The following is a 26157-nucleotide window of genomic DNA, read 5'->3' on the forward strand; positions in this document are numbered from 1 at the left end:
GGATCGCATGGATAAAGGACACGACAGGCAAGCGGGGAATGCGCAGGTCGTCAGGATGATCGCCCTCGTCACGCTCTGCGGCTGCGCGCTGCTGGCGGGCTGCACGAGCTTCATGGGGCAGCAGGAGAAGCGCGCGGTCGCACAGTTGCTGCCCACTGTCGGCAGCCAGGTGCGCGGCACGGTTTCGTTCGTCGAACATTCGGACGGCGTGCAGGTGAGCTACAACCTCGCGGGCCTGCAGCCCGACAGCGATCACGCATTGCAGGTGCACGAGCGCGGCGACTGCAACGCCACCGACGCCTCGAGCGCCGGCGCCGTGTTCGCGCCCGCCGCGGAGCGCCTGAAGCCCGGCGCGCGCGTGGAAGGCGACCTCGGCAATATCCATGCGGATTCGAACGGCGTGGCGTCGGGCTTTATCGTCGCCCCCGACGTCTCGCTCGACGGCGTGCGCTCCGTCCTGCAACGCGCGGTGATCGTGCACCGGGACGCCATCGACCCCTACGCGTACCCGCAGCGCGGCACGGGCCCGGCGCTCGCCTGCGGCCTGATCCGCGCCCAGTGAGCGCGGCGTTTGCGCCGGCGCGACACGCAGTTCCAGGCATGGCGATCCACATCGCGTAAAATAGGCGCCTTTCGCACGCGGCGCGCGCCCGGTGGGTCCGTCCGCATGCTTTCCCGACCCGAATTTCTCGTCAAGTAGCGAACATGGCAATCAAGTCCGACAAGTGGATCCGGCGCATGGCCGAAGAGCAGAAGATGATCGAGCCGTTCGTGCGCGATCAGGTCCGTATGTCGGAAGACGGCCGCAAGATCGTGAGCTACGGCACCTCGAGCTACGGCTACGACATCCGCTGCGCCGACGAATTCAAGATCTTCACGAACATCAATTCGACCATCGTCGATCCGAAGAACTTCGACGAAAAGTCGTTCGTGGACTTCAAGGGCGACGTCTGTATCATCCCGCCCAATTCGTTCGCGCTGGCGCGCACGGTCGAGTATTTCCGCATTCCGCGCAACGTCCTGACGGTGTGTCTGGGCAAGTCGACCTATGCGCGCTGCGGGATCATCGTGAACGTCACGCCGTTCGAGCCCGAGTGGGAAGGGTACGTCACGCTCGAATTCTCAAATACGACACCTTTGCCTGCGAAAATCTACGCGAACGAAGGGGTGGCGCAAGTGCTGTTCTTCGAAAGCGACGAGATCTGCGAGGTCTCGTACGCGGATCGCGGCGGCAAGTATCAAGGCCAGCACGGCGTCACCCTGCCGAAGACCTGAGTTCCAGCGCGCAACACTACCGGATTCAACGACATACGGGGACCGCTGCGCGTCATATGCAGCGGTCGTTTCTTTTGGAGAATCGCCCATGAAGTTTCGTTTTCCCGTCGTCATCATCGACGAAGACTTTCGCTCCGAGAACATCTCGGGTTCCGGCATCCGCGCGCTCGCCGAAGCCATCGAGAAAGAGGGCGCGGAAGTCCTCGGGCTGACGAGCTACGGCGACCTCACGTCGTTCGCGCAGCAGTCGAGCCGCGCCGCGTGCTTCATCCTCTCGATCGACGACGACGAGCTGCTGCCCTACGTCGAAGGCTCGGACGAGGAAGCGCCCGAGCACGCGCCCGCCATCGTCGCGCTGCGCGCGTTCATGGAAGCGGTGCGCAAGCGCAACTCGGACATCCCCATTTTCCTGTACGGCGAGACGCGTACCTCGCGCCATCTGCCCAACGACATCCTGCGCGAGCTGCACGGCTTCATCCACATGTTCGAGGACACGCCGGAGTTCGTCGCGCGCCACGTGATTCGCGAAGCGCGCGTGTATCTCGACGCGCTCGCGCCGCCGTTCTTCAAGGAACTCGTCAAGTACGCCGACGAAGGTTCGTACTCGTGGCACTGCCCGGGTCACTCGGGCGGCGTCGCGTTCCTGAAGAATCCGCTCGGCCAGATGTTCCACCAGTTCTTCGGCGAAAACATGCTGCGCGCCGACGTCTGCAATGCGGTCGAGGAACTCGGCCAGCTGCTCGATCACACCGGCCCGGTCGCGGCCTCGGAGCGCAACGCGGCGCGCATCTTCAGCGCGGACCACGTGTTCTTCGTGACCAACGGCACGTCCACGTCGAACAAGATCGTCTGGCACGCAACGGTCGCGCCCGGCGACATCGTGCTGGTCGACCGCAACTGCCACAAATCGATCCTGCACGCGATCACGATGACGGGCGCGATTCCCGTGTTCCTCACGCCGACGCGCAACAACTTCGGCATCATCGGCCCGATTCCGCGCGACGAGTTCAAGCCGGAAAACATCCGCAAGAAGATCGAGGCGAATCCGTTCGCCCGTGAGGCGCTCGCGAAGAATCCGAACGTGAAGCCGCGCATTCTGACGATCACGCAGAGCACGTACGACGGCGTGGTCTACAACGTCGAGATGATCAAGGATCTGCTCGGCGACATGCTCGACACGCTGCACTTCGACGAAGCCTGGCTGCCGCACGCCGAATTCCACGAGTTCTACCAGGACATGCACGCGATCGGCGCGGGCCGTCCGCGTACCAAGGCGCTGGTGTTCGCGACGCACTCGACGCACAAGCTGCTCGCCGGCATCTCGCAGGCCTCGCAGATCGTCGTGCAGGACTCGGAAGACAGCGCGTTCGACCGCCACCGCTTCAACGAGGCGTATCTGATGCACACGTCCACGTCGCCGCAATACGCGATCATCGCGTCGTGCGACGTGGCCGCCGCAATGATGGAAGCGCCGGGCGGCCCGGCACTGGTGGAAGAGTCGATCGCCGAAGCGCTCGACTTCCGCCGCGCCATGCGCAAGGTGGACGCCGAGTACGGCGACGACTGGTTCTTCCAGGTCTGGGGCCCGGACGAGCTGGCCGAAGAAGGCATCGGCTCGCGCGAAGACTGGATGCTGCGCCCGAACGATCACTGGCACGGCTTCGGCGCGCTGGCGGAAGGCTTCAACATGCTGGACCCGATCAAGGCGACCATCGTCACGCCGGGTCTGGACGTGGACGGCGAATTCGGCGAGACCGGCATTCCCGCCGCGATCGTGACGAAGTACCTGGCCGAGCACGGCATCATCGTCGAGAAGACGGGGCTGTACTCGTTCTTCATCATGTTCACGATCGGCATCACGAAGGGTCGCTGGAACTCGATGGTCACCGAGCTCCAGCAGTTCAAGGACGACTACGACAACAACCAGCCGCTCTGGCGCGTGCTGCCCGAATTCGTCGCGCAGCATCCGATGTACGAGCGCGTGGGCCTGCGCGACCTGTGCCAGCAGATCCACAGCGTCTACCGTGCCAACGATATCGCGCGCCTCACGACCGAGATGTACCTCTCGAGCATGGAGCCTGCGATGAAGCCGTCGGATGCGTTCGCGAAGCTCGCGCACCGCGAGATCGACCGCGTGCCTGTCGACGAACTCGAAGGCCGCGTCACGTCGATCCTGCTCACGCCGTATCCGCCGGGTATTCCGCTGCTGATTCCGGGCGAGCGCTTCAACAAGACGATCGTGAATTATCTGAAGTTCGCGCGCGAGTTCAACGAGCGCTTCCCGGGCTTCCATACCGACATCCACGGGCTCGTGGGCGAGACCATCAACGGCCGCATCGAGTATTTCGTGGATTGCGTGCGCGACTGAACGCGCGAGGGGAGGGGAATGTTGGGGGGTTCTTCGGCGCGGCTAGCGCGTTATTTTGCTGCGATGGTGTCGACGCTGTCGGTGATTTCGACCGCCACGGTGCTGTTCGCCGTGGCACCGGCGGCGCGCGCCGAGGTCGCGGCGGCCGATCCGATCGATACGGCCATGCGCACCTGTCTCGCGCGCGCGGACCGGTCGTCGACGGCTGGCCAGATCCAGTGCATGGACGACGCGCGCACCGCATGGCGCAAGGCCGCCGACAACGCGCTCGCGCAACTGCTCGCGAAGCTGCCGGCCGCGCAGCAAAAGCGCTGGCAACTGAGCCAGCAGAAGTGGGTGGCCTGGCGCGACGCCGAGGACACCATGCTCGGCGCCGCGTTCGCGACCACGAGCGGCAGCACCTACCAGCTCTACGAGGCGGACATGCGCCTGCAGCCGGTGCGCGATCGCGCGCTCGCGCTGCGCACCCAGGCGACGACCTACGACGGCGACGCGCCGAAGGTGCGCGCCTGCAGCGCCGATGCGCGCTGCGAGCACGTGAGCTATGACCTCAATCGCTACTACCGTCAGCTCTATGCGCGCATACCGAAGCACGCCCGGCCTACGGTTGCACGCGCACAAAGCGACTGGCGCGCGTATCGCGACGCGACCACGCCGCTCATCGACGAGCATGCGCGACTCGATCTGCTAGGCGGGCGCCTCGCGACCTTGAAGCGCCTCGCCGAAACGGTGAACAACCACTGAGGCTGCGCCTTCAGTCGAGGATGAACTGCTCCGGCGCGCGCGCCGGCAGCGCAGTCGGCTCGCCCATCAGGTCGTGCAACGCGACCTCGATGCCGGTCGACATCAGGTTGAGCGCGAGGTCGTTGTCTTCGGTGCCGAACGGGTCTTCGAGCTGCGAGGCGATCGCCTCGTGGGCCATGAACGCGTAGGCCACGAACACGGCGAAGATCGGCGTCAAACCGCCGATGCTGTCGACGAGGCCGAACGGCAGCATCGCGCAGAAGAAGTACACGGTGCGATGAATCATCACCGTATAGGCGAACGGCAGCGGCGTGGAGACGATACGTTCGCACCCGCCGATCACATCCGAAATGCCATTGAGATTATGTTCGAACGCGAGCACCGCGTAGCCGTCGAGGCGGCCTTCGCGCGTCTCGCGCTGGACCCATTCCGAAGCGCACAGCAGGAGCGTGGCCGGGCGGTAGCGCGCCGCCATCACGCGCGCGAACAGCGCGGGCGCCAGGCGCGATTCGAGATCGGCGCGCGGGTCGGTGTTGCGCAGTTGATGGCGCAGCGCATGCGGCAGCGCAGCTAGCAGACCGGCCAGTTCGCTCGCCCGCTCGCGTGTTGCCGCTTCGTCGCCGCTGCGCGGGAGCGTCAGCGCCTGGCGCACCAGCGAGCGCGTCTCATTGAGCATTTGCCCCCAGAGCTTGCGGCCTTCCCAGTAGCGGTCGTAGCTCGCGCTGTTGCGAAAGCCGAGAAACACCGCGAGCGCAATACCGATCAGCGAGAACGGCACGGTGCTCAGGTTGACCGTGAGCTTGAGGATGTGATCGTGCGCGGCCACTGCGATGATCGACAGTACCAGCACGATGAAAAGGCGCGGCAGAAGTTGCGGCAGCACGGAGCCGCGCCACGCGAGCAGCATGCGGAACCAGTGGAGGTGAGGGCGGACGATCATGGGGCAGGTGTTGGGGGCGAAGACGAAACCTGACGGAGCAAGTCGTCAGTATGGCGCGGGATCGTAGGCCATGACGCGCGGCTGCCGGGCGCACACTTCCGGCATTTTGCTGCGGGTACAGCGCGCTGTCATGTGTGTCCTCATGGGCATGGTCACCTTGTGCGCCGCCCAAAAGCAAACCGGGCGCGCGACGTTGCCCGTCGCGCGCCCGGTTGGGCTTTAGACCGCGGGCGTTTTCCGCCCGTTGCGCTGCGCTTACTTGAGCGCCGCGCGCGCCGCCGCGATGGCTGCACGCACCTGCTCGGGCGCGGTGCCGCCCGGGTGGTTGCGCGCCGAGACCGAGCCTTCGAGCGTCAGCACTGCGAACACGTCTTCGGCCAGCAGGTTCGACACGGCAGGCAGTTCGCGGCGCATCTCGTCGAGCGTGAGGTCGGCCAGATCGCAGTTGCGGTCCACGCAGATACGCACCGCGTGCGCCACGGCTTCGTGCGCGTCGCGGAACGGCAGGCCCTTCTTGACGAGGTAGTCGGCCAGATCCGTGGCCGTGGAGAAGCCCTGCAGCGCTGCCGCGCGCATCGCCTGCTCCTTGACCGTGATGCCCGCGACCATCTCCGCGAAGATGCGCAGCGTGTCCGCCACGGTATCGACCGTGTCGAACAGCGGCTCCTTGTCTTCCTGGTTGTCCTTGTTGTAGGCGAGCGGCTGGCCCTTCATGAGCGTGAGGAGCGCCATGAGATGGCCGTTCACGCGGCCGGTCTTGCCGCGCGCGAGTTCCGGCACGTCCGGGTTCTTCTTTTGCGGCATGATCGACGAGCCCGTGCAGAAGCGGTCGGCCAGATCGATGAAGCCCACGCGCGGGCTCATCCACAGCACCAGCTCTTCCGAGAAGCGCGAGACGTGCGTCATCACCAGCGCGGCCGCCGCCGTGAATTCGATGGCGAAGTCGCGATCGGACACGGCGTCGAGCGAGTTTGCGCAGATGCCGTCGAAGCCCAGCGTCTTCGCCACGGCGAAGCGGTCTACGGAAAAGCTCGTGCCCGCGAGCGCCGCCGCGCCGAGCGGCAGACGGTTCACGCGCTTGCGGCAGTCCACCATGCGCTCGGCGTCGCGCGTGAACATTTCCACGTAGGCGAGCAGGTGATGGCCGAAGGTGACCGGCTGCGCAACTTGCAGGTGCGTGAAGCCAGGCATGATCGTGCCCGAGTGCTGTTCGGCCAGGTCGAGCAGCGCGCCGCGCAGGTCGCCGAGCAGGCCGCCGATGCGGTCGATCTCGCCGCGCAGCCACAGGCGGATGTCGGTCGCGACCTGGTCGTTGCGCGAGCGGCCCGTGTGCAGCCGCTTGCCCGCATCGCCGATCAGGGCGGTCAGGCGCGCTTCGATGTTCAGGTGCACGTCTTCGAGGTCGAGCAGCCACTCGAATTCACCGCGCTCGATCTCGCCCTTGATCTTCGCCATGCCGCCCTCGATGGCGGCGAGGTCGTCGGCGGAGATGATCTTCTGCGCGGCCAGCATCGACGCATGCGCGAGCGAGCCCTCGATATCGACGAGCGCGAGGCGCTTGTCGAAGAAGACCGACGACGTGTAGCGCTTGACCAGCTCCGACATGGGTTCGGAGAAGCGAGCCGACCAGGCTTCGCCTTTTTTGTGCAGTTGGGACGTCATGGTGATGGGGCGTGAACGAGCAAGCGGTGAGAAGGCGTGCCGCGCGGCGCATTGCGCTGCATTGCGTCAAGCACGGCGGGAAAGATCACGATTTTAACATTGGCGGTCTGCCGCAACGCCGCCAGCCGGCCCGCGCCGCTCAGAGCCGCACCAGCACCACGAGCTTGAGATCTTCGCGATGCGCGGGCTTGAAGGTGATCTGGTCGCAGGCGATGCGGCCGTGGCGCGGATGGTTGAACTCGCGCCGGCCGCCCTCGCGCTCGAACACGTCCTGCGAGGCCCAGAAGCGCGCGAAGTCGTCGCTTGCGGCGACCAGCGAGTCGATCAGCGCGCGCGTGGGCGCGTCGTTGAGGTGGCGGATGGAGTCGGCGCGGAACTCGGCGGCCAGGCGCCGCGCGCGCGTTTCCCAGTCCACGATCAGCTCGCGCCCGAGCGGCTCGGTGAACGTGAAGCGCAGCAGGTTGCGGTCGTGCTCGCCGTCGAGCCAGCCCGTGAAGAGGTCCGCCGCATGCGCGTTCCAGGCGAGCGCGGTCCACTGGCGGTCGAGCACGTACGCGGGGGCGTCCACGAGCTTCACCGTTTGCAGCAGCGTGGCGGGCGCGTCCGCGGCGGTGGCCGGATCGGGCTCGGCGGGGTCGCGCTGCGCGGCCAGCTCGAACAGATAGGCGCGCTCGGCGCGCGAGAGCCGCAGTGCGACGGCGATGCGCGCGAGCGCGTCCGCCGAAGCCGAAACGGGGCGGCCCTGCTCGATCCACGTGTACCAGGTCGGGCTCACGCCGCACAGCTGTGCGACTTCCTCACGGCGCAGGCCAGGCGTGCGGCGGCGCGGGCCGGGCGGCAGGCCGACCTCCGCGGGCGAAAGACGCTCGCGATGGGCGCGGATGAATTCGCCCAGCGCGCGGGCGGGTGTCGCGTCGAGGGTTTTGCCGGCGGCGGCGGGCGAAGCCGGGGAGGGCGTGTGGAGGCTCATTTGGCGTGGGGCTAGTGGCAGCGATACCAGAATAATTGCTTAACTTGTACTGGTACAAAACGGACTCTATTGTAGCGTCTGACGCGGCGACGGGCCGCCACGTCAGCCAGCCCGGAGATTGCAGACCCCTCGGCGCGCGGCGCTCGCCGCTTCGCGCCCCACATAAAGCACCGCATAAGAACCCGCAAAAGGAGCATGCGATGAAGCATCACGATCAGGTCGCCGACGCGTTCGGCTCGACCGCCGCCGCCTACCTCACGAGCCAGGTCCACGCGAGCGGCGCGGATCTGGAGAACCTCGCCGCGACCTTCGCGGCCACCTGCGGCAATGCGACGGTGCTGGACATGGGCTGCGGCGCGGGCCACGCGAGCTTCGCCGTGGCGCCGCACGTGCGCGAAGTCGTGGCCTACGACATCGCTCCGCAGATGCTCGCCACGGTCGAAGCCGCCGCGAAGGAGCGCGGCTTGACGACCGTGCGCACGCAGCAGGGCGCGGCGGAAACGCTGCCGTTCGCCGACGCGAGCTTCAACTGGGCCGTGAGCCGCATGAGCGCGCACCACTGGCGCGACGTGCCGCGCGCGCTTGCCGAAGTGCACCGCGTACTCAAGCCGGGCGGCCGGCTGAAGTTCATCGACATCGCGGGCATCGACGATCCGCTTTACGACACGCATATTCAGGCGATCGAACTGTTGCGCGACGCGTCGCACATTCGCGACTACCGCGCCGACGAGTGGATCGCGATGCTCGACGCCGCCGGCTTCGACGCGAAGGTGAGCGAGCGCTGGCGCATCGCGCTCGACTTCGATTCGTGGGTCGCGCGCATGCGCACGCCGCCGGAGCGCGTGACGGCGATCCGCTCGATGTGGGAGCGCGCGCCCGATGAAGTGCGCCAATACTTCGATGTGCAGAGCGATATGTCGTTCAAGCTCGATGCACTGATGATCGACGCGACGCGGCGCGATTGAAGTTCGCCTGAGGCAATAAAAAACGGCGTCGTGACCGCGAGGGCACGACGCCGTTTGCACCGGAGCACAGCGCGAACGCTCAACCCGTATTGCGCAGCCCCGCCGCAATCCCGTTGATCGTCAGATGAATACCGCGCCGCACGCGCGGGCTCGGGTCGCCGGCGCGATAGCGCTTGATCAGCTCCACCTGCAAGTGATTCAACGGATCGAGATACGGGAAGCGGTTCTTGATCGAACGCGCGAGCAGCGGGTTGTCGGCGAGTCGTCCGGGGGCGCCCGTGATCTCACCGAGCACCTTCGTCGTGCGCTCCCATTCGGCCACGATGCGCTCGAATACGAGCTTGCGCAGCTTCTTGTCCGCGACGAGTTGCGCGTAGCGCGAGGCCACCGCGAGGTCGGTCTTCGCGAGCGTCATGTCCATGTTCGAGAGCAGGTTCGAGAAGAACGGCCAGGTCTTGTACATCTTCTTGAACATCGCGAGACGGCGCGCGCGCTCGGCGTCGCTGCCCGCATCGTCGAGATACGAGGCCACCGCGCTGCCAAAGCCGTACCAGCCCGTGAGCAGCAGGCGGCACTGCCCCCACGAGAAGCCCCACGGAATCGCGCGCAGATCGTCGATCTTGCGGTTCTTCGGGTCCTGCAGCTTGCGCGAGGCCGGGCGGCTGCCGATGTTCAGCTCGGCGATTTCCGTGATCGGCGTGGAGGCGAAGAAGTAGTCGGTGAAGCCGGGCGTCTCGTAGACGAGCGAGCGGTACGCGGCCATCGCGGCGTCGGAGAGCGATTGCATCGTCTGCTCGAACGCGGGCAGCTGGTCGGGCGCGTTGCTCGCCCCGCCCATCGGCAGCAGCGTCGCTTCGAGCGTCGCGGCGATCACCGTTTCGAGGTTGCGGCGGCCGATCTCCGGATTGCCGAACTTGCTCGCGATGACTTCGCCCTGCTCGGTCAGGCGGATCTGGCCTTCGACCGTGCCCGGCGGCTGCGAGAGGATCGCGTTGTAGGTCGGGCCGCCGCCGCGGCCCACCGTGCCGCCGCGGCCGTGGAACAGACGCAGCGTGATGCCGCGCTGCTTGTATAGCGCGACGAGCGCCAGTTCCGCACGGTACAGCTCCCAGTTCGAGGTGAGGAAGCCGCCGTCCTTGTTGCTGTCCGAGTAGCCGAGCATGATTTCCTGCTCGTTGCCCTGGTGCTCGACGATGGCGTCGATGCCGGGCAGCGCGAGCAGGTCGCGCATGATGCCCGGCGCGTGGCGCAAGTCGGGAATCGTCTCGAAAAGGGGGATCACCATCAGCGCGGCCTTCGCGGGGTCTTCCGCGTGGCCGAGGCGCCCGCTCATGAGGCCGGTTTCCTTCTGCAGCAGCATCACTTCGAGCAGGTCGGAAACCGTTTCGGTGTGCGAGATGATGTAGTTGCGCACGGCGCGCGCGCCGAACTTCTCGCGCGTCACGCGCGCCATTTCCAGTACGCCCAGCTCGCTTTTCACGAGCTCGGAATAGTCGAGGTACGGCGAGCGCAGCGTGCGCGGATCGGCGAGCTGCGCGAGCAGCACGATCTGCTTGTCTTCTTCGGAAAGCGCCGCGTAGTCGGCTTCGACACCGGCGCGCGCGAGCAGCTCCGTAATCACGGCTTCGTGGATGTCCGAACTCTGGCGCAGATCGATCGAGGCGAGATGGAAGCCGAACACGTCGACGGCGCGCATGAGCGGCGCAAGCCGCGTGGTGGCGAGCGACGCGCCGTGATGCTCGGCGAGCGAATCCATCAGGATATGCAGGTCGCGCGAGAACTCGTCGGCATCGGCATAGGGCTTGGCGCGCACGGGCGCGGCGTTGCGGCCCGCGCTGCGCACGGCCACCACGCCTTCGCCCAGACGCACGCGCGCGCTCGCGGCGAGGCGCGTATATACGCCGATCAGCGCGCGGCGATACGGCTCGTCCACGCGGTGCGGCGACTGGTCGGGCGAGGCTTCGGCGAGCGCCTTCAGTTCTTCGCTTGCGCCCGCGAGCAGGTTCGACACCGAAAGCTCGGCGCCGAGTCGGTGCACTTCGTCGAGGTAATGCTGCAGGATCACCTGCGCCTGGCGCTCGCTCGCTTCTTCGAGCGTGGCGGCCGTGACGTTCGGGTTGCCGTCGCGGTCGCCGCCGATCCAGCTGCCCATCTGGAAGAACGCGGGCAGGCGCGCCGAAAGGCCGTGCTCCTTTAGCTGCGTTTCGATCTCGCTGTAAAGCGCCGGGATCTCGGTGAGGAAGGTCGTGTGGTAATACGAAAGCGCGTTTTCGATTTCGTCGCCCACGGTCAGGCGCGACTCGCGCAGCATGCGCGTTTGCCAGAGCGAGGTCACGCGCGCGCGCAGGAGCGACTCGTTGTGCTCGAGCTCGCGATGCGTGAGCGGCTGGTCGCGCTCGGCGAGCAGGCGCGCGATGTCGTGCTGCGAGTCGAGCGTGCTCTTGCGCTGCACTTCCGTGGGGTGCGCGGTGAGCACGGGGACGATCAGCGCGTCGTTGAAGAACTGCTGGAGCACCGGCGTCGCGGCCGCGCCCGCCAGTGCGAGACGTTCGAGCGAATGCGCGATGGTGCCCGCCTGCGGCGCCGAGCCCGCGAGGTCATGAATGCGGCGGCGGCGGTTGCGGTGGCGATCTTCAGCGATGTTCGCGAGATGCGAGAAGTAGCTGAACGCGCGCACGACGCTCACGGTCTGCTCGGGCGAGAGCGCGCGCAACTGCTTTTCCAGCGCGAGCGCGTCGGCGCTGTCGTCCTCGCGGCGAAAGCGCACGGCGGTCTGACGAATGGATTCCACGACGTCGAATACCGCGTCGCCTTCCTGCTCGCGCAGCACTTCGCCGAGCAGGCGGCCCAGGTAGCGGATGTCTTCGAAGAGCGGCTGGTCCTTGTCGTCGCGCGCGCGACCATTGCGCGAAGCGCCGGCGGGCGTTTTCGGAGCCTTCACCGCCTTCGTGGCCTTCGTCGCTTTTTCGGCCTTCGGCTTCTTCGCCGCCTTGACAGCCTCGGCGGCCGGTTTCGACGTCGCGGATTTCGTGGTCTTCGTGGTCTTCGTCGTTTTCGCCGGTTTCGTGGACGGCGCGGCCGATGCGGCCTTCGAAGTTGCGTTCTGCGATGCGGTGTTGCGGCGCTCTGCGCGCGCCGAGCCGGAAGACTTCACGATGTTTTCCTTGAGGCTTGCCAGGAGATGGGCAGGTTAGTCGGAGAACTGCCAACTGCATGACCGCGGCGCGTGCCGGGCCGTGTACTGCGGGTGCAACCTGGAGAGGGCGGAAGGTGCCACCCTGTGCGAGCCGTGCGGATAGGGCAGAGGCGGCGCGGCTCGCCAATGGCGGTGCGCCGGGTGCAGGCCTTGCTGGAGAGTGCGCCGCTCGCGAGGGCGAGCGCAAGCCGAAGCGGCGCCGCGGCCGTGCGGGCCGCGTTTGTGCCAGCCGCATGCCAGACGCGCGCCAGTTTGCCTACGATGGGTACGTAAGCGCCGCTGCAACGCCTGAGTCTCTTCCTTGCCGCCGCCCGCGCCCTGTCAGCCTGTCCCTGCGGGGAGGCGGTAAAAAGGGCGCGTGCTAACATTGCCTGTTATCCGATCCTGCTTTTCATCCCGTCATTCGATGTACTTGCCATGAACTCCGAGACGTTATCCGCGCCCATGCCCCGCACCCTGGTGATCGCTTCGCGGGAGAGCCGCCTCGCGATGTGGCAGGCCGAGCATGTGCAAGCTGCGCTGCACAAATTATATCCAGCCTGCGACGTGAAAATTGTTGGAATGACGACACGCGGCGATCAAATTCTCGACCGCACGCTCTCGAAGGTGGGCGGCAAGGGTCTTTTCGTCAAGGAACTGGAGCAGGCGCTGGCCGAGGGCCGCGCCGATCTCGCCGTGCACTCGCTCAAGGACGTGCCGATGGAGCTTCCGGAAGGCTTCACGCTCGCGGCCATCATGGAGCGCGAGGACCCGCGCGACGCGTTCGTCTCCAACGACTACGACTCGCTCGCCGCGTTGCCGGCGGGCAGCGTGGTGGGCACGTCGAGCCTGCGCCGCGAGTCGATGATCCGCGCGCGCTATCCGCATCTCGACGTGAAGCCGTTGCGCGGCAATCTCGACACGCGCCTCGCCAAGCTCGACCGCGGCGATTACGCGGCCATCATTCTCGCGGCGGCGGGCTTGAAGCGCCTTGGCCTCGGCGCGCGTATCCGCGCGCTCATCGAGCCCGAGGACAGCCTGCCGGCGGCGGGGCAGGGCGCGCTCGGCATCGAGATCCGCGCCGATCGCGCCGATATTGCCGCATGGCTCGCGCCGTTGCACGACGACGCCACCGCGAAGGCCGTCGAAGCCGAGCGCATGGTTTCGCGCGCACTGGGCGGCAGCTGCACGGTGCCGCTTGCAGCCTACGCGCAGTGGCACGATGGCAAGCTTGCGCTGCGCGGCACGATCGCCATGCCGGACGCGAGCCGGGTGCTCGCGGCGCAGGAGGCCACCGCGGCATCCACGCTCGACGATGCCATGGCGCTCGGCCGCCGCGTTGCCGACGACCTCATCGCGCAGGGCGCGCTCGAGATCGTGCGCGCACTCGCGGACGCGGCCCAGGCCGCCGATGGTCCGAATGCGGCGCCCGCCAGCGGCGGCGCCGCCCACAACCCTACCGGCGCGGGCGAAGGCCCGGCCTCCAGATGATGGCCGGCCCGAGGCAGCCATACGGCAACCCCGACCAGCCCGACGACTGGGGCGGGCCGGGCGACGCCTCTACCGGCGCGAAGCGCGCGTCACCGGCAAGCGGCGATAACAGCCATGGTGGCAATGGCAATGGCGACGGTAAGCCATTCACCGTCGTCATGACCCGGCCGGCCGGTCAGTCGGATGGTCTGGCGGGGCGACTCGCGCAGCACGGCATGCGCACGCTCGACTTTCCGCTCATCGCCATTGCGCCCGTGACCGACGAAGCGCCGCTGCGCGCCGCGCTCGGCGCGCTCGAACGCTATGCGCTCGTCGTGTTCGTTTCGCCGAACGCCGTCGATCGCGCGTTCGCATGCTATGCCTCGGTCTCGTCGATCTGGCCGCCCGCGCTGCCCGTGGCCGTGGTCGGCCCGGCGAGCGTGGCCGCACTCGAGCGGCACGGCGTGGCGGCCCCCGAGCATCGCGTGGTGAGCCCTGCGGGCGCGGGGGAAGAAGAGCCCGCGCGCTTCGATTCCGAGTCGCTTTACGCCGCGCTCGAAAAGACCTTCGGCGTGGATGCCTTCGCGGGCAAGCGCGTCCTGATCGTGCGCGGCGACGGCGGCCGCGAGTGGCTCGCCGAGCGTCTGCGCGAAGCGGGCGCCGAGGTCGAGACCGTGGCGGCCTACCGCCGCGTCGTGCCCGAGCCGCCCATTGCCGCCTGGACGCAGGTGCACGCGCTGCTCGAAGGCGCGCCGCACGCGTGGCTCGTCACGAGCTCCGAGGGCGTGCGCAACCTCGACGAACTCGCGCGCGAGCACCTCACGGCAGGCGAGATCGTCGAGCTGCGTCATGCGCCGCTTGTCGCGCCGCACCCGCGGATCGCCGAGACGGCGCGCTCAATGGGTTTTGATAGGATTACGGTGTCCGGCGCGGGCGACGAACGCATCGTCGAGACGCTGCTAAGCCTCGCTTCTTCCGTTGTTCAACCGGTTCAGAACACTCCGGCCCAGGCGCCGGCCAACCCACGCATGACAGATTCGAACAACTCAAGCAGCACAACAAACCAGGGCGCCCTCGCCACGGGCGCGGCCGCTTCCAGCAGCGCGTCGGCTTCGGGCAGCGCATCGGCGCGGCCTTCGTATGCGTCGTCGGGCGCGGGCTCTTCCGCGCCGCTGACGCCACCGCCGGGCGCGGGCAACGGGCGGCGCGGCGCAGGCTCGGCGCTGCTGTGGCTCGTCCTGGTGCTGGTCGCGGCGGGCTCGGGCGCAGGCGGCTATTTCCTCAATCGCAAGGTCGACAACCTCGGCATGCAGGCCATTCAACGCCAGCAGGCGAGCGAGCAGCAGACCGCCGCGCTGCGTGCGCGCGCCGACCAGGCGGTTGCGGGCGCACAGCAGGTCGACAAGCAGATCGCCCAGCTCGAAGGCAAGATCGCCGACGCGCAGAATTCGCAGCAGGCGCTCGCGCAGCAATACGCCGACCTGTCGAAGAGCCGCGACGACTGGACGCTCGCCGAAGTCGGCCAGATGCTGTCGAGCGCGAGCGAGCAGCTCCAGCTCACGGGCAACACGCAGCTCGCACTGTTCGCGCTGCAAAGCGCCGACACGCGCCTCGCCGCCTCGGACAACGCGCAGGCCATCGCCGTGCGCAAGGCGATCGCGCAGGACATCGACAAGCTCAAGGCCGCACCGTCGACGGACCTCACGGGCCTCGCCATCAAGCTCGACACCGCGCTCGGCCAGATCGACTCGCTGCCGCTTTCGGGCGAGGCGATCGTCGCGCATACGAAGCCGGAGGCTGCACAGCCCGCCGATATCGCCCAGGTTGCCGCGGCGACCAACCAGCCGAAATGGAAGGTGTGGATCGACACCTTCGTCGACGGCGTGGGCAAGCAGATCGCGAGCCTCGTGCAGGTGCGCCGCATCGACAACGCGGACGCCATGCTCGTGTCGCCCGATCAAGGCTATTTCGTGCGTGAGAACCTGAAGCTGCGTCTGCTTTCGGCGCGCCTGTCGCTGCTCTCGCGCAACCAGGACACGCTCAAGTCCGACCTCGCGGCCGCCGACGCCACGCTCGCACGCTACTTCGACAGTGCGTCGAAAGACACGCAAACGGTGCGCGGACTGCTCAAGGAAGTGAACGACGGCTCGGCCGCCGTCACGCTGCCCACGCTCGACACGAGCCTGAAGGCGATCCAGCAATACCGGAGCCGGGGGTAAGACATGGCGATCCGTGGACTCCTCTGGCTCGCGCTTCTGTTCGCGATTGCCGTCGCGCTCGCGACTGTCGGGCGCTTCGACACCGGGCAGGTGCTGCTCGTCTATCCGCCGTATCGTGTGGACGTCTCGCTCAACCTGTTCGTGGTCGGCATCGTGGTGGCGTTCCTGCTGCTATACGCGATCCTGCGTTTCGCGCGCAACATCGTGACGATGCCGCGCCGCGTGGCCGCCTACCGCGCGCGCATGCGCGCCGAGAAGGCGAACTCGGCGCTGCGCGATGCCGTGGGTAATCTCTACGCGGGCCGCTTCTCGCGCGCCGAGAAAGCCGCACGCGATTCGCTCGCCGACGCGAAGAATACGAGCGCCGCGGGCCTGATCGCCGCGACGGCTGCGCACCGTCTGCATGAATACGCGCGCCGCGACGAATGGCTCACCCAGGTCGACGACCCCGACCTCCAGGAAGCGCGCCTCATGGCGACCGCCGACATGCGCGCCGACGGCCGCGACGCCGATGGCGCGCTTGCCGCGCTCACCGAAATGCGCACGCAGGGCGGCCGCCGCATCCACGCGCAACAGATCGCACTGCGCGCGCAGCAGCAGCTCAAGAACTGGAGCGAAGTGCTCAAGCTCGTGAAGACGCTGGAAAAGCGCGAAGCGTTGCACCCGGCCGTGGCCGTGCGCCTGCGCCAGCTCGCGGCGGAAAATCTGCTGCGCGACCGTCGTCACAACGCGGATGCGCTGCTCGAACTGTGGCAGTCGCTCTCGAACGTCGAGCGTCACTCGCCGCGTCTCGCCGACTGCGCCGCCGAACTGCTGATCGCGCTCGATCGCCAGGCCGACGCGCGCAAGATCGTCGAGGAAGCGCTCGCGCAGAACTGGGACGCGCGCTTGCTGCGCCGCTATCCGGACACGGCGGGCAGCGACGCGCTGCCGCTCATCCAGAAGGCCGAGGTTTGGCGCAAGGAGCGCCCTGAGGACGGCGACCTGCTGTTCGCGCTGGGCCGCCTGTGCCTGAAGCAGCAACTGTGGGGCAAGGCGCAGTCGTTCCTCGAAGCCGCGCTCAAGTCTGCCGACGCCACGCAGAACGAGCCGCTCAAGATCCGCTCGCATCGCGCACTCGCGCGTCTGCATGAGCAGCTCGGCGACGGCGAGAAGGCCGCTTCGCACTATCGGGAAAGTGCGCTGTCGATGAACGTGGTGTAAAGCAGCCCGCGACGAATCCGAAGCCGCAATAAAAACGGCCGCCTGCAAAACAGGCGGCCGTTTGTTTTTGCTGAAGCCGTAATGCGCTTAGCGGTTCACGAGCTTCGCCGGTGCCGAAAGCGCGAGCAAACCGCCCAGGATCATGAACGCGGCGAGCATGTACATGCCCGAATCGTTGGCCTTGGTGGCCTCTTTGAGCCAGCCCACCGCGTACGGGCTCAGGAAGCCCGCGAGATTGCCGATCGAGTTGATGAGTGCGATACCCGCCGCCGCGCCCGTGCCTGCGAGCCAGGCCGTGGGCAGGCTCCAGAACAGCGGCAGCGTGGTGAGAATGCCCATCGTCGCGATGGTGAGCGCCGTCATGGCGAGCGTCGTGTCGTGCGCCCACGTGACCGAAAGGACGAGGCCGAGCGCACCGATGGCGGCCGGCACGGCGATGTGCCAGCGGCGCTCGCGCGTGCGGTCGGCGCTCTTCGCCACCAGCACCATGCCGACCACGGCCGCGGCGAACGGAATCGCCGATAGCAGGCCGATCGTGAGCGCGTCTTTCACGCCCGTCGCCTTGATGATGGTGGGCAGCCAGAAGCTCACGCCGTAGAGGCCCATCACGAACGAGAAGTAGGTGAGGCTCATCACCAGCACGCGCGCGCTCGTGAGCACGGTCATGATCGGCGGGTCCTCCTTGGTGGCATCTTCAGCGGCGATGTTGCGCTCGAGCAGCGCGCGCTCTTCTTCCGTGAGCCACTTCGCTTTTCCGATGCGGTCGTCGAGCACGAAGAACACCAGCACGCCGACGATCACCGAAGGCAGCCCTTCGAGCAGGAACAGCCACTGCCAGCCTTGCCATCCGTTCGCGCCATCGAAGGACTTGAGAATCCAGCCCGACACCGGACCGCCGATCACGCCCGACAGCGCGATGGCCGTCATGAACCACGTGGTCATGCGCCCGCGGCGGTGCGCCGGATACCAGTAGGTGAGATAGAGGATGATGCCGGGGAAGAAGCCCGCCTCGCACAGGCCGAGCAAAAAGCGCATCACGTAGAACATGGTGGGCGTGGTGACGAACATCGTCAGGATGGAGACGAGGCCCCACGTGACCATGATGCGTGCGATCCACACGCGCGCACCCACGCGATGCAGGATGATATTGCTTGGCACTTCGAACAGAAAGTAGCCGACGAAGAATATGCCCGCGCCGAAGCCATAAACCGCATCGGAGAGATTGAGCGCCGAACTCATCTGCAGCTTGGCGAAGCCCACGTTGACGCGGTCCAGATACGCGACCACGTAACACAGCATGAGAAGCGGAATGAGACGCCACGCGACTTTGCGGTACGTGGCTTCTTCGAAGGCGGAGGGCGGGGCACCCGCTCCCGCTTGCGGCAGATGATTCGCTGGACTGGCCATGGTGTCTCCTAAGCGATCTTGCTCGTTGGCGTGTTTGTTGTATTGCCGCCTTGATATGGCGGGTATTCGACGCGAAAGCACGATCATTCTATACGCGCCGCCGTGGCGCGACGGCGCGTATCTGTCGGGGAAAACACCGATCGGCCAGCTGGCGGGCGCAACTATACGCAGCGCCCGCCATCCACTTCGATGCAGGTGCCGGTAATGAACGCGGCCTCATCCGAAGCGAGATAGAGACACGCATTGGCCACGTCCTGCGGCGTGGAAAAGCGCCCGAGCGGAATGGTCGCGACGAAGCGCTGGCGGTTCTCGGGCGTGTCGGGCACGCCCATGAACTCCGCCGTGAGCCCCGTATCGCCGATCACGGGATTCACGCAGTTCACGCGAATCTGGTCGGGGCCCAGCTCGGCCGCCAGCGCCTTGCTGGCCACGATCATCGCGCCCTTGCTGCCGTTGTACCAGACGAGCCCGGGCCGGGGCCGGATGCCGGCCGTCGACGCGATATTGACGAACGCGCCGCCGCCGCGCTCGCGAAAGTGCGGTACGAACGCGCGCACGCTCCAGTAGAGGCCCTTCACGTTGACGGCGTAGACGCGGTCGAACTCCGCTTCGCTCACTTCGAGCACGGGCTTGTTGCGATGCGTAGTGCCCGCGTTGTTGACGACGATCTGCACGCTGCCGAAGTCCTCGACGGCCGCCTCGCGCAGCGCGTGCCAGTCGGCTTCGCGCGTGATGTCGCCTTGCACGGCGATGGCCTTGCCGCCTGCGAGCGCGATCTCGCTCGCCACGCGCTCGGCGGCGTCACCGTTCAGATCGTTGATGACGACGTTCGCGCCTTCGCGCGCGTAAGTCCTGGCGATCCCTTCGCCGAAGCCCGAGCCGCCGCCGGTCACGACGGCCGTCTTGCCTTTGAGTCGCATGGTGTCTCCGTATGTATGAGTATCGACATGTTCAGCCGTGCCGGATCGCAATCGTCTTGAGCACCGTGAAGCCATAGAGCGCTTCGAAGCCTTTTTCGCGCCCGTGTCCCGAGTGCCGCGTGCCGCCGAACGGCAATTCGACGCCGCCGCCCGCGCCGTAGTTGTTGACGAACACCTGGCCCGCGCGCACGCGCCGGGCGAGACGCATCTGGCGCGCGCCGTCGCGTGTCCAGATGCCGGCGACGAGGCCATAAGGCGTGCCATTGGCGAGCGCGAGCGCTTCTTCCTCGCTCTCGAAGGGCATGGCCGCGAGCACCGGTCCGAACACTTCCTCCTGGGCGAGGCGGCTTTGCGGCGGCACGTCGCGCAGGAGCGTCGGGACTTCGTAGAAGCCGCCGCTGGGCGCATCGGCTTCGAGCCTGCCGCTTGCCGCCGTGGCGATGCGGCTCGCGGCCGCTTCGTCGAGAAAGGCGCGCACACGCTGGCGCTGCTTCTCGTTGATGAGGGGGCCGCAGTCGAGATCGGCACTGGCCGGGCCCACGCGCAACTTGCCGAACGAGGCGGCGAGCCGGTCGATGAGCGGCTCGTAGGCGCTGCGCTCGATCAGCACGCGGCTGCCCGCCGAACAGGTCTGCCCCGCGTTCTGCACGATCGCGGCGACGAGCACGGGCAGCGCGGCGTCGAAATCGGCATCGGCGAAGACGATTTGCGGCGACTTGCCGCCCAGTTCGAGCGTCACTGGCACGTGGTGTTCAGCTGCCATCTGCGCGACGAGCTTGCCCGTTTGCGGCGAGCCCGTAAACGAGATGTGGTCGATGCCGGGATGCGCGCTGAGCGCCGCGCCCGCCTCATGCCCGAGCCCGGTGACGATGTTGAGCGCGCCCGCGGGCAGACCGGCTTCGCGCGCGAGTTCGGCTACGCGCAGCAGCGACACGCAGGCGTCCTCGGCGGGCTTCACCACGCACGCGTTGCCGGTGGCGAGCGCCGCGCCCACGCTGCGGCCGAAGATCTGCATCGGGTAATTCCAGGGCACGATGTGGCCCGTCACGCCGTGCGGCTCGCGCACCGTGAGCACCGTGTAGCCGGCCTGGTAGGGCAGCGTTTCGCCGTGCAGCTTGTCGGCGGCGCCGGCGTAGAACTCGAAATAGCGCGCGAGCGCGGCGGCGTCGGCGCGCGCCTGCTTGAGCGGCTTGCCGGTGTCGCGCGCTTCGAGCTGCGCGAGTTCCTCCTGGTGCTGGCTGACCAGGCCCGAGAGCGCGAACAGCAGTCGCCCGCGCTCGGCGGCGCTCAGTGCGCCCCAGGCGCCCTCGAAGGCTTTGCGTGCGGCCGTGACGGCCGAGTCGATGTCGGCTGCATTGCCGCGCGCGAGCTGCACGAAGGGCTGGCCGGTGGAGGGATCGATCGCGGCGAGCGTCTCGCCGCTGGCGGGCGATTGCCACTCGCCGCCGATGAAGTGCTTCGCTTCTTCCATGCATGCGCCTCCTAAATAGGGAGTGAAGCGGGGGTGAAACGAGGGAGGGGAAACGCAAAACGGGAAACGTCGCCGAAACGTGCCTCGGATCGCCCGATGGCGGGCCGCGCCGGCAGGTCGATTATCGCGCCAATTGCGGGCGCTACGCGCGGCAATTCAGCAGGCACTTCATCTGCGTGCGGGAAAGCCCTGGGCCGAACTGCCGGCCGCCCTGGCCGATTGGCTATAATGGCGTCCATCCTCCAACGTCCGCGACGTTCGGTTCCGCGCCGTTTTTCCGCGCGAGCCGTCGATTTTTCCCCTTCTCAACAGAGAGCGCTCATGAGCTTTGCAAATGTCCCCGCCGGCAAGGATCTGCCGCAAGACTTCAACGTGATCATCGAGATTCCCGCGCAAAGCGATCCGGTGAAATACGAAGCCGACAAGGACCTGGGCCTGCTCGTCGTCGACCGTTTCGTCGGCACGGGCATGCGCTATCCCGTGAACTACGGCTTCATTCCGCAGACGCTCTCCGGCGACGGCGACCCGGTCGACGTGCTCGTGATCACGCCGTTCCCGCTGCTGGCAGGCTCGGTCGTGCGCTCGCGCGCACTCGGCATGCTGCAGATGACCGACGAGTCGGGCGTCGACGCGAAGCTGATCGCGGTCCCGCACGACAAGGTCTGCCCGATGACGGCCAACCTCAAGTCGCTCGACGACGTGCCCGAGTACCTGAAGGACCAGATCAAGCACTTCTTCGAGAACTACAAGGCGCTCGAAAAGGGCAAGTGGGTCAAGGTCGAAGGCTGGGTCGGCATCGAAGCCGCCCACAAGGAAATCACCGACGGCGTGGCGAACTTCAAGAAGTAGACCAGCGTAATCAGGAAACGAAAGTTTCCGATGAGGCGCCCCCTTTTGGGGCGCTTTTTTTACGCCTACGAATTTGCGAGGCTTTTCACATTGCTCGGTCGGGTTTGACTCCGCAGTTTTTCTTCCTTGGACAAGCCGGCGTAGCTGGCGCGTCAGGAGCTCAAGTATGTGCAACTCCGGTATCGCCCTCGGGGCGGCTGTCCACACCCTTGCGGTGTGGGCAGCGGAGTTGTGCACACGGGGAACCGGCGATGCGAATGGAAAACAGGTGGCCGGAATCAGATGCGGCTATCCGAAACGCTCCGGGAAGCGGAAAGCGCACTGCTGGCCGAGTTTGAAAGGTATCCGTCTGCGCAACCCGCCAGAAGTCTGAACCTCAGAACGCGTAACCTTGATCGTGCCAGTAATGCCAGTCCGCGACTGCCACCTGTGTTGACTTATCGCTGTTCAACGAAACAAGCTGGGCCAGCGGTGCCACAACGTCTCGTTCGCCCCACCGGGCCCAGACGAAGATGCCAACCCGACACAGGTCTTCATGAGCGAGCGCTGTGACCGAGACCTGTTCACCTGCGGGCAGCGGCGAAGAGGCCATCGCCTTGCGAACATTGGCCTGGAATGGGAACGAGAGGTGTTCTTCCAGGTAGTAGTACCACGACAGCGCACGCTCTTCCTCGGTATACGCGTCGACGACGACTTCCATCTCGATGCGATGTTCACGTTCCGCGTTGGGTTTGGTCCTGGCCATGACGTCGTGCGGTATTCGGTATTGACTCGGCTTACAGATCGACGATATGCCGCAGCAGGCCGTAGGAAACGCGCCAGTGCCCCTCCGAGCCTGTTACCGCGATCGAGGCGGTTTTCGCGTTCAGTCTGACGATGATGCCAAAGCGCTCGTTCAGGTGCGTGTCGGTGAACCCGACCGTGTCGCCGATGGCGAACTCTTCGCGTTTTGCGCGCGGCGGCGGTGGCGGCTCAGGATGAACAACTGGGGCAGTCCTGTCGGGAACGATCGCCGCGTAGGGAATCGCCCAGTGGCGCCGACTGCGGCTGTCCTGAACGACCGCCTGTGTGTGCCGAAGCTCAACGATGGTGCCTTGCGATAGCGGTTCCAGTGGATTGTCGCCGACGTAGTCGACGCTCATCCCGAGGTGCAGCCGCTGCCGCACTTCCAGGATCCGTCTGGGGTCGTCAAGCATTTTGCCGATCGCGAGATAGAGGCGGTAGAGTTCGGCGCTGGGCGCCTGTCGAAGTGTTTCGAGAATGTCCATCAATCGAGGGGCGTTTAACGGGCAAGCGGCAGCAGTTCGTGCACGCGACTGGCTGGATATGACGGCAATTTCTCGAGTGTGTTCTTGAGCCACGCATAGGGCTCGACGTGGTTCAGGCGGGCCGTACCGAGCAGTGAGTACATCGTGGCGGCCGCCTTGGCTCCGCGCGGCGAAGCTGCAAATAACGAGTTCTTGCGGTTATAGAAGCCCTTCTGTAAGCGTCGCGGCTGGCTGTTCGCGGGCACTGTCGGCGGCGCGACTGCGAGCGCCAATCTTACTCTCTCGTCGAAACCTGCAAAGCCTGTCGAATCGATCCGTACCGTTACCTCACCTTGCTGTTCCAGCAATTGCCTCTGGCAAAGACTGTCGACGACTACGCTGCGCTGCTTGCCTGGGGCATGTCAGCTCAGCCCGGATGAGTTATAGATTTGCTCGCAGGAAGTCCACGACCTCCTGGTCGATCTGGCGATGAATCTCCACGCGATCGATCCCCGGCGCATCCCGGCAGATCAGGGTCACACTGGCTGCGACCGAGGCCGGACAGGGATCAATGAAAACGAAGTGGTTGCCTGGCACGATGTGGACTGCAGGCGGTTTGGGCAAGCCTGACACGACGGCAACAGAGTTTCTTGTAGAACCAAGATAGCTGTCGTCCTGCGGTCGATAGAGCATCGTCGGTATGCGCACAGCGGACAAGCCATGCGCCTCAAACATCATCGCCAGCGGATCCATCAGCACCAGGGCCTTCATGCGGCGGTCAACGGGCGGTTGCCAAGCTACCAGTTCAGCGGGGACGGCCGCTTTACCTTGGGCGCCTTTCGTACCATTGCTGGATGCTGAACGCGGACATGATCCCGAATCATCATGGTTCGCGCAGTACGCACTGGCGTATGCAAAGTCGGGTTTCGCTCCCGCCAGAATCAGCGCAGTGTAGCCACCCGCCGAGTATCCGATCATGCCAATTCTGCCGACATCGGCGCTTGCTGAAAACCGTGGATCTGCGAGAACTGCATTGAGCGCGGCTTCTGCCTGTCGGGGACGATCAATCAGAATCTGGGCTTGGGACGGCGCACGGGGATAGCCTGAAGCATCTCCAACGTGCGTCGGCAACACGACGATAAATCCGGCGCGAGCCAAAGCGGTAGCCAGGTCACGGTGGCTGAGGGGGCCGCCGCCTCGCCCGTGTGAAATCAACACAACCGGGAAGCGGTTATCAGGTACAGGCGGAGCATTGCGCGTCGCCTCGACAGTGAACGGCCCCGCTTGCCACGGAACCTCGCGCTCATGCGTAGGGTAAAAGACGACCGTGTCGAAAGAAGCAGCCTCGTCCACCACCGTGAGGCGGATTACGCCTGAGTTAAAAGCAGCCGGGGCGGCCAGCGCGGAACACGTACATACGATTGCCAGTACAAGAATCAGTATCCAACGCATTTCACTTTTCCTGGCCAGCCAGAATGAGAGGCGAAGGATATCAGAACGTTCTTACACGTTCGATGACTGAAGGGCGTTGTTTATCGATCGCTTACATTTGGGCGCATCGATAGAGCTCAAGGAGCCTCCTTCCTGATTTGAATTCCTGTGCAGCCACTGAAGGAAAACCTGACTGGTTTTTGGTCGCGCCGCATTGATGAAACGAATCGTTTGGTCTACGAAGTAGCAAACACGCAAATCAATATCGTTTCGTGCCGCTACCACTACTGATGGTCAACACCAAGGAAAATCGCACCATGACCGCAGAACAGGAGAGGCACGACGAATTCGTTGTGTTTTGTTCAGGTGAATATAACGCGAGCTTTCGGCTCACGCTGGACGTTGACGGGGGAATTCGCTCCAGCGCGGCCCTTGTTTCGTTGAACAGAGAACTCGACAAGCCGCTCGGCCAGGTCAAGCTGGGCGTCCGCGCTCTCACCTTCACCCTGCATCAAGACGGCTATCCCGTCGAATACAGTGCTCAAGGTGAGTCATGGTCTCCAGTCCTGGAGCCGAAATTTGACGCCATGAGTCATGACGGCGCACTGGTTCTCGACGTCCGCAAGGCGCAAGAACCCGGTGAGCCTCATCGTTCTGCAGCTGGGTCTATCTCTCTCTCACCCGCAGGCCTTGGGCAGCAGTTATGTGCGTCGATGCCAGCGCTGCCGCAGTAAACGGCGCCGTCGCCGTGAGCACGTAAATTGGACGACTGCTGAGGTTTCGAAACCGGTCTGGCGTCTTGTGCTTCTGGGCTGAGGTCCCTCCACATGATTCCTGCGCGACCATATGAACAGGCGCGGGTGAGCTTCCAGACGGATGGGTGGACGGCCGACCAGTCCAGCGAACCGCTAATTCCCAGGCCGGATTCGAACACTACCGTCGGAGAGCCATTGCCAGTGCAGTTGAGCTGTATGCGCCGCTCGCCGATGTTCGGCGGTTGCCCACTCCGTTGCCAGAAGAGATGACGTACCGCGAAGTAGAGGATGCCGTCATGGCTGGCGTGCTCTCAGGGGGAGCATCAAGGTCATCGGGTGGATAGGCGACGCCCGAAAACCGTAGTGTTCATAGAACTGTTTTGCGCGCTCGTTTAGCGCATGTACAAGCAACGCTCGAACGCCGGCATTCTCGGCGACGGCGTGCACGCGCGCGACAGCATCCTGGAGCAGGGACGCCCCGAGCTTGATGCCCTGGGCACGGGCATCGACTGCGAGCCTTGCAAGCACCATGACCGGCACCGGATCAGGCATGTTGCGCCGCACAGCGCTCGTGGCCTCCTCATGTGCGACGGCCCCCGCCGCCAGGGCGTAGTACCCAAGCACGCATTGGTCAGGGTCGACCACGATGAAGGTGCGGCTGGCGCCGTTCAGATGGTTGGTCAGGGCACGTCGCTTCAACCAGTCATCCAGCGATGGCTCGCCACAACTGAACCCATCAAGTCGATGCGTTGCGGCGAGCGGTTGCGGTGCCGAAAGCTGCATGTTCACGACTTGCCGGTCTTCCACGGTGCCTTGACCGCCATCAGGCGCTCAAGGCCCGGATTCGTGTCCTGTGGCGCATCAAGCAACGCGGTGAACTGGCGGAAGCGTGCCTCGTCCAGGCTGAAAAAGACCTGATCCAGCACAATGGCTTTCGCACGCTCACACGCCGCTTCCAGCATGAAATCAGAGCGATTCTTGCCCAGCAGGCTGGCAGCATGGTCGATCAGGTCGCGCTGCTCGGGCAACGCACGCAGGTTGATAGAAGCGTCACGCATGAATTCGCCCCTTGATGTGTGTACATTA

Annotated in this window: 23 protein-coding genes and 3 pseudogenes; 13 read left to right on the forward strand and 13 right to left on the reverse strand. The window is 65.7% G+C overall.

Annotated elements, in window-relative coordinates; all coding sequences use genetic code 11:
• The first annotated feature begins 7 nt into the window (after nucleotides 1–7).
• From AB4Y43_RS27475 to AB4Y43_RS27490, 4 genes are all read left to right on the forward strand, one after another.
• A complete protein-coding gene (locus AB4Y43_RS27475; RefSeq protein WP_324161893.1) occupies nucleotides 8–562 on the forward strand; it encodes a superoxide dismutase family protein in 555 nt (184 codons plus the stop codon).
• A 143-nt stretch (nucleotides 563–705) separates the two neighbouring features.
• Entirely contained in the window at nucleotides 706–1275 is a 570-nt protein-coding gene (gene dcd, locus AB4Y43_RS27480; protein ID WP_028207739.1) for a dCTP deaminase, read from the forward strand.
• A gap of 88 nt (nucleotides 1276–1363) precedes the next feature.
• Complete coding sequence (locus tag AB4Y43_RS27485; RefSeq protein ID WP_069265431.1) at nucleotides 1364–3643, forward strand: arginine/lysine/ornithine decarboxylase; 2280 nt, start codon at nucleotides 1364–1366, stop codon at nucleotides 3641–3643.
• A gap of 63 nt (nucleotides 3644–3706) precedes the next feature.
• The gene (locus AB4Y43_RS27490; RefSeq protein ID WP_368606883.1) at nucleotides 3707–4387 is read left to right on the forward strand and encodes a lysozyme inhibitor LprI family protein; all 681 of its coding nucleotides are present in this window, start codon (nucleotides 3707–3709) and stop codon (nucleotides 4385–4387) included.
• A gap of 10 nt (nucleotides 4388–4397) precedes the next feature.
• On the opposite strand, the gene AB4Y43_RS27495 is transcribed toward AB4Y43_RS27490, so the two are convergent.
• The 3 genes from AB4Y43_RS27495 to AB4Y43_RS27505 form a co-directional block, all read right to left on the reverse strand.
• Complete coding sequence (locus AB4Y43_RS27495) at nucleotides 4398–5327, reverse strand: bestrophin family ion channel (protein WP_342947878.1); 930 nt, start codon at nucleotides 5325–5327, stop codon at nucleotides 4398–4400.
• Nucleotides 5328–5582: 255 nt separating this feature from the next.
• A complete protein-coding gene (gene argH / locus AB4Y43_RS27500) occupies nucleotides 5583–6989 on the reverse strand; it encodes an argininosuccinate lyase (protein ID WP_069265428.1) in 1407 nt (468 codons plus the stop codon).
• Between the two features lie 139 nt (nucleotides 6990–7128).
• Nucleotides 7129–7959 (reverse strand): helix-turn-helix transcriptional regulator, encoded by an 831-nt coding sequence (locus AB4Y43_RS27505; protein WP_368729237.1) that lies wholly within the window; start codon nucleotides 7957–7959, stop codon nucleotides 7129–7131.
• 200 nt (nucleotides 7960–8159) lie between these two features.
• Here AB4Y43_RS27505 and AB4Y43_RS27510 point away from each other — a divergent pair, with 200 nt between their 5' ends.
• Nucleotides 8160–8924 (forward strand): class I SAM-dependent methyltransferase, encoded by a 765-nt coding sequence (locus tag AB4Y43_RS27510; protein WP_069265426.1) that lies wholly within the window; start codon nucleotides 8160–8162, stop codon nucleotides 8922–8924.
• A gap of 79 nt (nucleotides 8925–9003) precedes the next feature.
• On the opposite strand, the gene ppc is transcribed toward AB4Y43_RS27510, so the two are convergent.
• The gene (gene ppc / locus AB4Y43_RS27515; RefSeq protein ID WP_256094747.1) at nucleotides 9004–11865 is read right to left on the reverse strand and encodes a phosphoenolpyruvate carboxylase; all 2862 of its coding nucleotides are present in this window, start codon (nucleotides 11863–11865) and stop codon (nucleotides 9004–9006) included.
• A 7-nt stretch (nucleotides 11866–11872) separates the two neighbouring features.
• Between ppc and AB4Y43_RS27520 the strand changes: the two genes are divergently transcribed.
• The 4 genes from AB4Y43_RS27520 to AB4Y43_RS27535 all read left to right on the forward strand — a co-directional run bounded on the left by AB4Y43_RS27520 (nucleotide 11873) and on the right by AB4Y43_RS27535 (nucleotide 16991).
• Entirely contained in the window at nucleotides 11873–12118 is a 246-nt protein-coding gene (locus AB4Y43_RS27520) for a hypothetical protein (protein ID WP_368729238.1), read from the forward strand.
• A gap of 419 nt (nucleotides 12119–12537) precedes the next feature.
• A complete protein-coding gene (hemC, locus tag AB4Y43_RS27525; protein WP_069265424.1) occupies nucleotides 12538–13590 on the forward strand; it encodes a hydroxymethylbilane synthase in 1053 nt (350 codons plus the stop codon).
• On the forward strand, nucleotides 13587–15788 hold the full coding sequence (hemDX, locus tag AB4Y43_RS27530) for a fused uroporphyrinogen-III synthase HemD/membrane protein HemX (RefSeq protein WP_368729239.1): 2202 nt from the start codon (nucleotides 13587–13589) through the stop codon (nucleotides 15786–15788). The genes hemC and hemDX overlap by 4 nt, the downstream gene beginning before the upstream one ends.
• A gap of 3 nt (nucleotides 15789–15791) precedes the next feature.
• Complete coding sequence (locus AB4Y43_RS27535; protein WP_368729240.1) at nucleotides 15792–16991, forward strand: heme biosynthesis protein HemY; 1200 nt, start codon at nucleotides 15792–15794, stop codon at nucleotides 16989–16991.
• A gap of 87 nt (nucleotides 16992–17078) precedes the next feature.
• Here AB4Y43_RS27535 and AB4Y43_RS27540 read toward each other — a convergent pair whose 3' ends face one another.
• From AB4Y43_RS27540 to AB4Y43_RS27550, 3 genes are all read right to left on the reverse strand, one after another.
• Complete coding sequence (locus AB4Y43_RS27540) at nucleotides 17079–18398, reverse strand: MFS transporter (protein ID WP_321929330.1); 1320 nt, start codon at nucleotides 18396–18398, stop codon at nucleotides 17079–17081.
• Nucleotides 18399–18559: 161 nt separating this feature from the next.
• A complete protein-coding gene (locus AB4Y43_RS27545; protein ID WP_368729241.1) occupies nucleotides 18560–19318 on the reverse strand; it encodes an SDR family oxidoreductase in 759 nt (252 codons plus the stop codon).
• A 31-nt stretch (nucleotides 19319–19349) separates the two neighbouring features.
• Nucleotides 19350–20789, reverse strand: a complete 1440-nt coding sequence (locus tag AB4Y43_RS27550) for an aldehyde dehydrogenase family protein (protein WP_368729242.1) — start codon at nucleotides 20787–20789, stop codon at nucleotides 19350–19352.
• A gap of 321 nt (nucleotides 20790–21110) precedes the next feature.
• On the opposite strand from AB4Y43_RS27550, the gene ppa reads away from it, so the two are divergent.
• The gene (gene ppa, locus AB4Y43_RS27555) at nucleotides 21111–21638 is read left to right on the forward strand and encodes an inorganic diphosphatase (protein WP_069265419.1); all 528 of its coding nucleotides are present in this window, start codon (nucleotides 21111–21113) and stop codon (nucleotides 21636–21638) included.
• Nucleotides 21639–22014: 376 nt separating this feature from the next.
• Here the strand turns inward: ppa and AB4Y43_RS27560 are convergent, their stop codons facing one another.
• The 3 genes and pseudogenes from AB4Y43_RS27560 to AB4Y43_RS27570 all read right to left on the reverse strand — a co-directional run.
• Nucleotides 22015–22383 (reverse strand): calcium-binding protein, encoded by a 369-nt coding sequence (locus AB4Y43_RS27560; protein WP_069265418.1) that lies wholly within the window; start codon nucleotides 22381–22383, stop codon nucleotides 22015–22017.
• 31 nt (nucleotides 22384–22414) lie between these two features.
• Nucleotides 22415–22906: a hypothetical protein gene (locus tag AB4Y43_RS27565; RefSeq protein WP_069265417.1), complete on the reverse strand. Its 492-nt coding sequence runs from the start codon at nucleotides 22904–22906 to the stop codon at nucleotides 22415–22417.
• Nucleotides 22907–22920: 14 nt separating this feature from the next.
• Nucleotides 22921–23103 (reverse strand): annotated as a pseudogene (locus tag AB4Y43_RS27570) (transposase domain-containing protein); the annotation flags it as partial.
• Between the two features lie 7 nt (nucleotides 23104–23110).
• Between AB4Y43_RS27570 and AB4Y43_RS27575 the strand changes: the two are divergent.
• Nucleotides 23111–23325, forward strand: a pseudogene (locus AB4Y43_RS27575) (transposase domain-containing protein); the annotation flags it as partial.
• A gap of 1 nt (nucleotide 23326) precedes the next feature.
• On the opposite strand, the gene AB4Y43_RS27580 reads toward AB4Y43_RS27575, so the two are convergent.
• Nucleotides 23327–24337 carry an alpha/beta hydrolase family protein gene (locus AB4Y43_RS27580; protein WP_368729243.1) on the reverse strand — a complete coding sequence of 337 codons (1011 nt, stop codon included), beginning with the start codon at nucleotides 24335–24337 and terminating at the stop codon, nucleotides 23327–23329.
• A 150-nt stretch (nucleotides 24338–24487) separates the two neighbouring features.
• Here AB4Y43_RS27580 and AB4Y43_RS27585 point away from each other — a divergent pair.
• Nucleotides 24488–24607: pseudogene (locus AB4Y43_RS27585) on the forward strand (Txe/YoeB family addiction module toxin); the annotation flags it as partial.
• The gene (locus AB4Y43_RS27590) at nucleotides 24607–25050 is read left to right on the forward strand and encodes a hypothetical protein (protein ID WP_368729244.1); all 444 of its coding nucleotides are present in this window, start codon (nucleotides 24607–24609) and stop codon (nucleotides 25048–25050) included. The pseudogene AB4Y43_RS27585 and the gene AB4Y43_RS27590, both read left to right, overlap by 1 nt.
• A gap of 315 nt (nucleotides 25051–25365) precedes the next feature.
• On the opposite strand, the gene AB4Y43_RS27595 is transcribed toward AB4Y43_RS27590, so the two are convergent.
• On the reverse strand, nucleotides 25366–25860 hold the full coding sequence (locus AB4Y43_RS27595; protein ID WP_069265414.1) for a GNAT family N-acetyltransferase: 495 nt from the start codon (nucleotides 25858–25860) through the stop codon (nucleotides 25366–25368).
• Nucleotides 25857–26129 (reverse strand): DUF1778 domain-containing protein, encoded by a 273-nt coding sequence (locus AB4Y43_RS27600; RefSeq protein WP_069265413.1) that lies wholly within the window; start codon nucleotides 26127–26129, stop codon nucleotides 25857–25859. Before AB4Y43_RS27600 ends, AB4Y43_RS27595 begins: the two co-directional genes overlap by 4 nt.
• Nucleotides 26130–26157 lie beyond the last annotated feature (28 nt).

This window comes from Paraburkholderia sp. BR10872, assembly GCF_040965835.1.
Classification (GTDB): domain Bacteria; phylum Pseudomonadota; class Gammaproteobacteria; order Burkholderiales; family Burkholderiaceae; genus Paraburkholderia; species Paraburkholderia nodosa_A.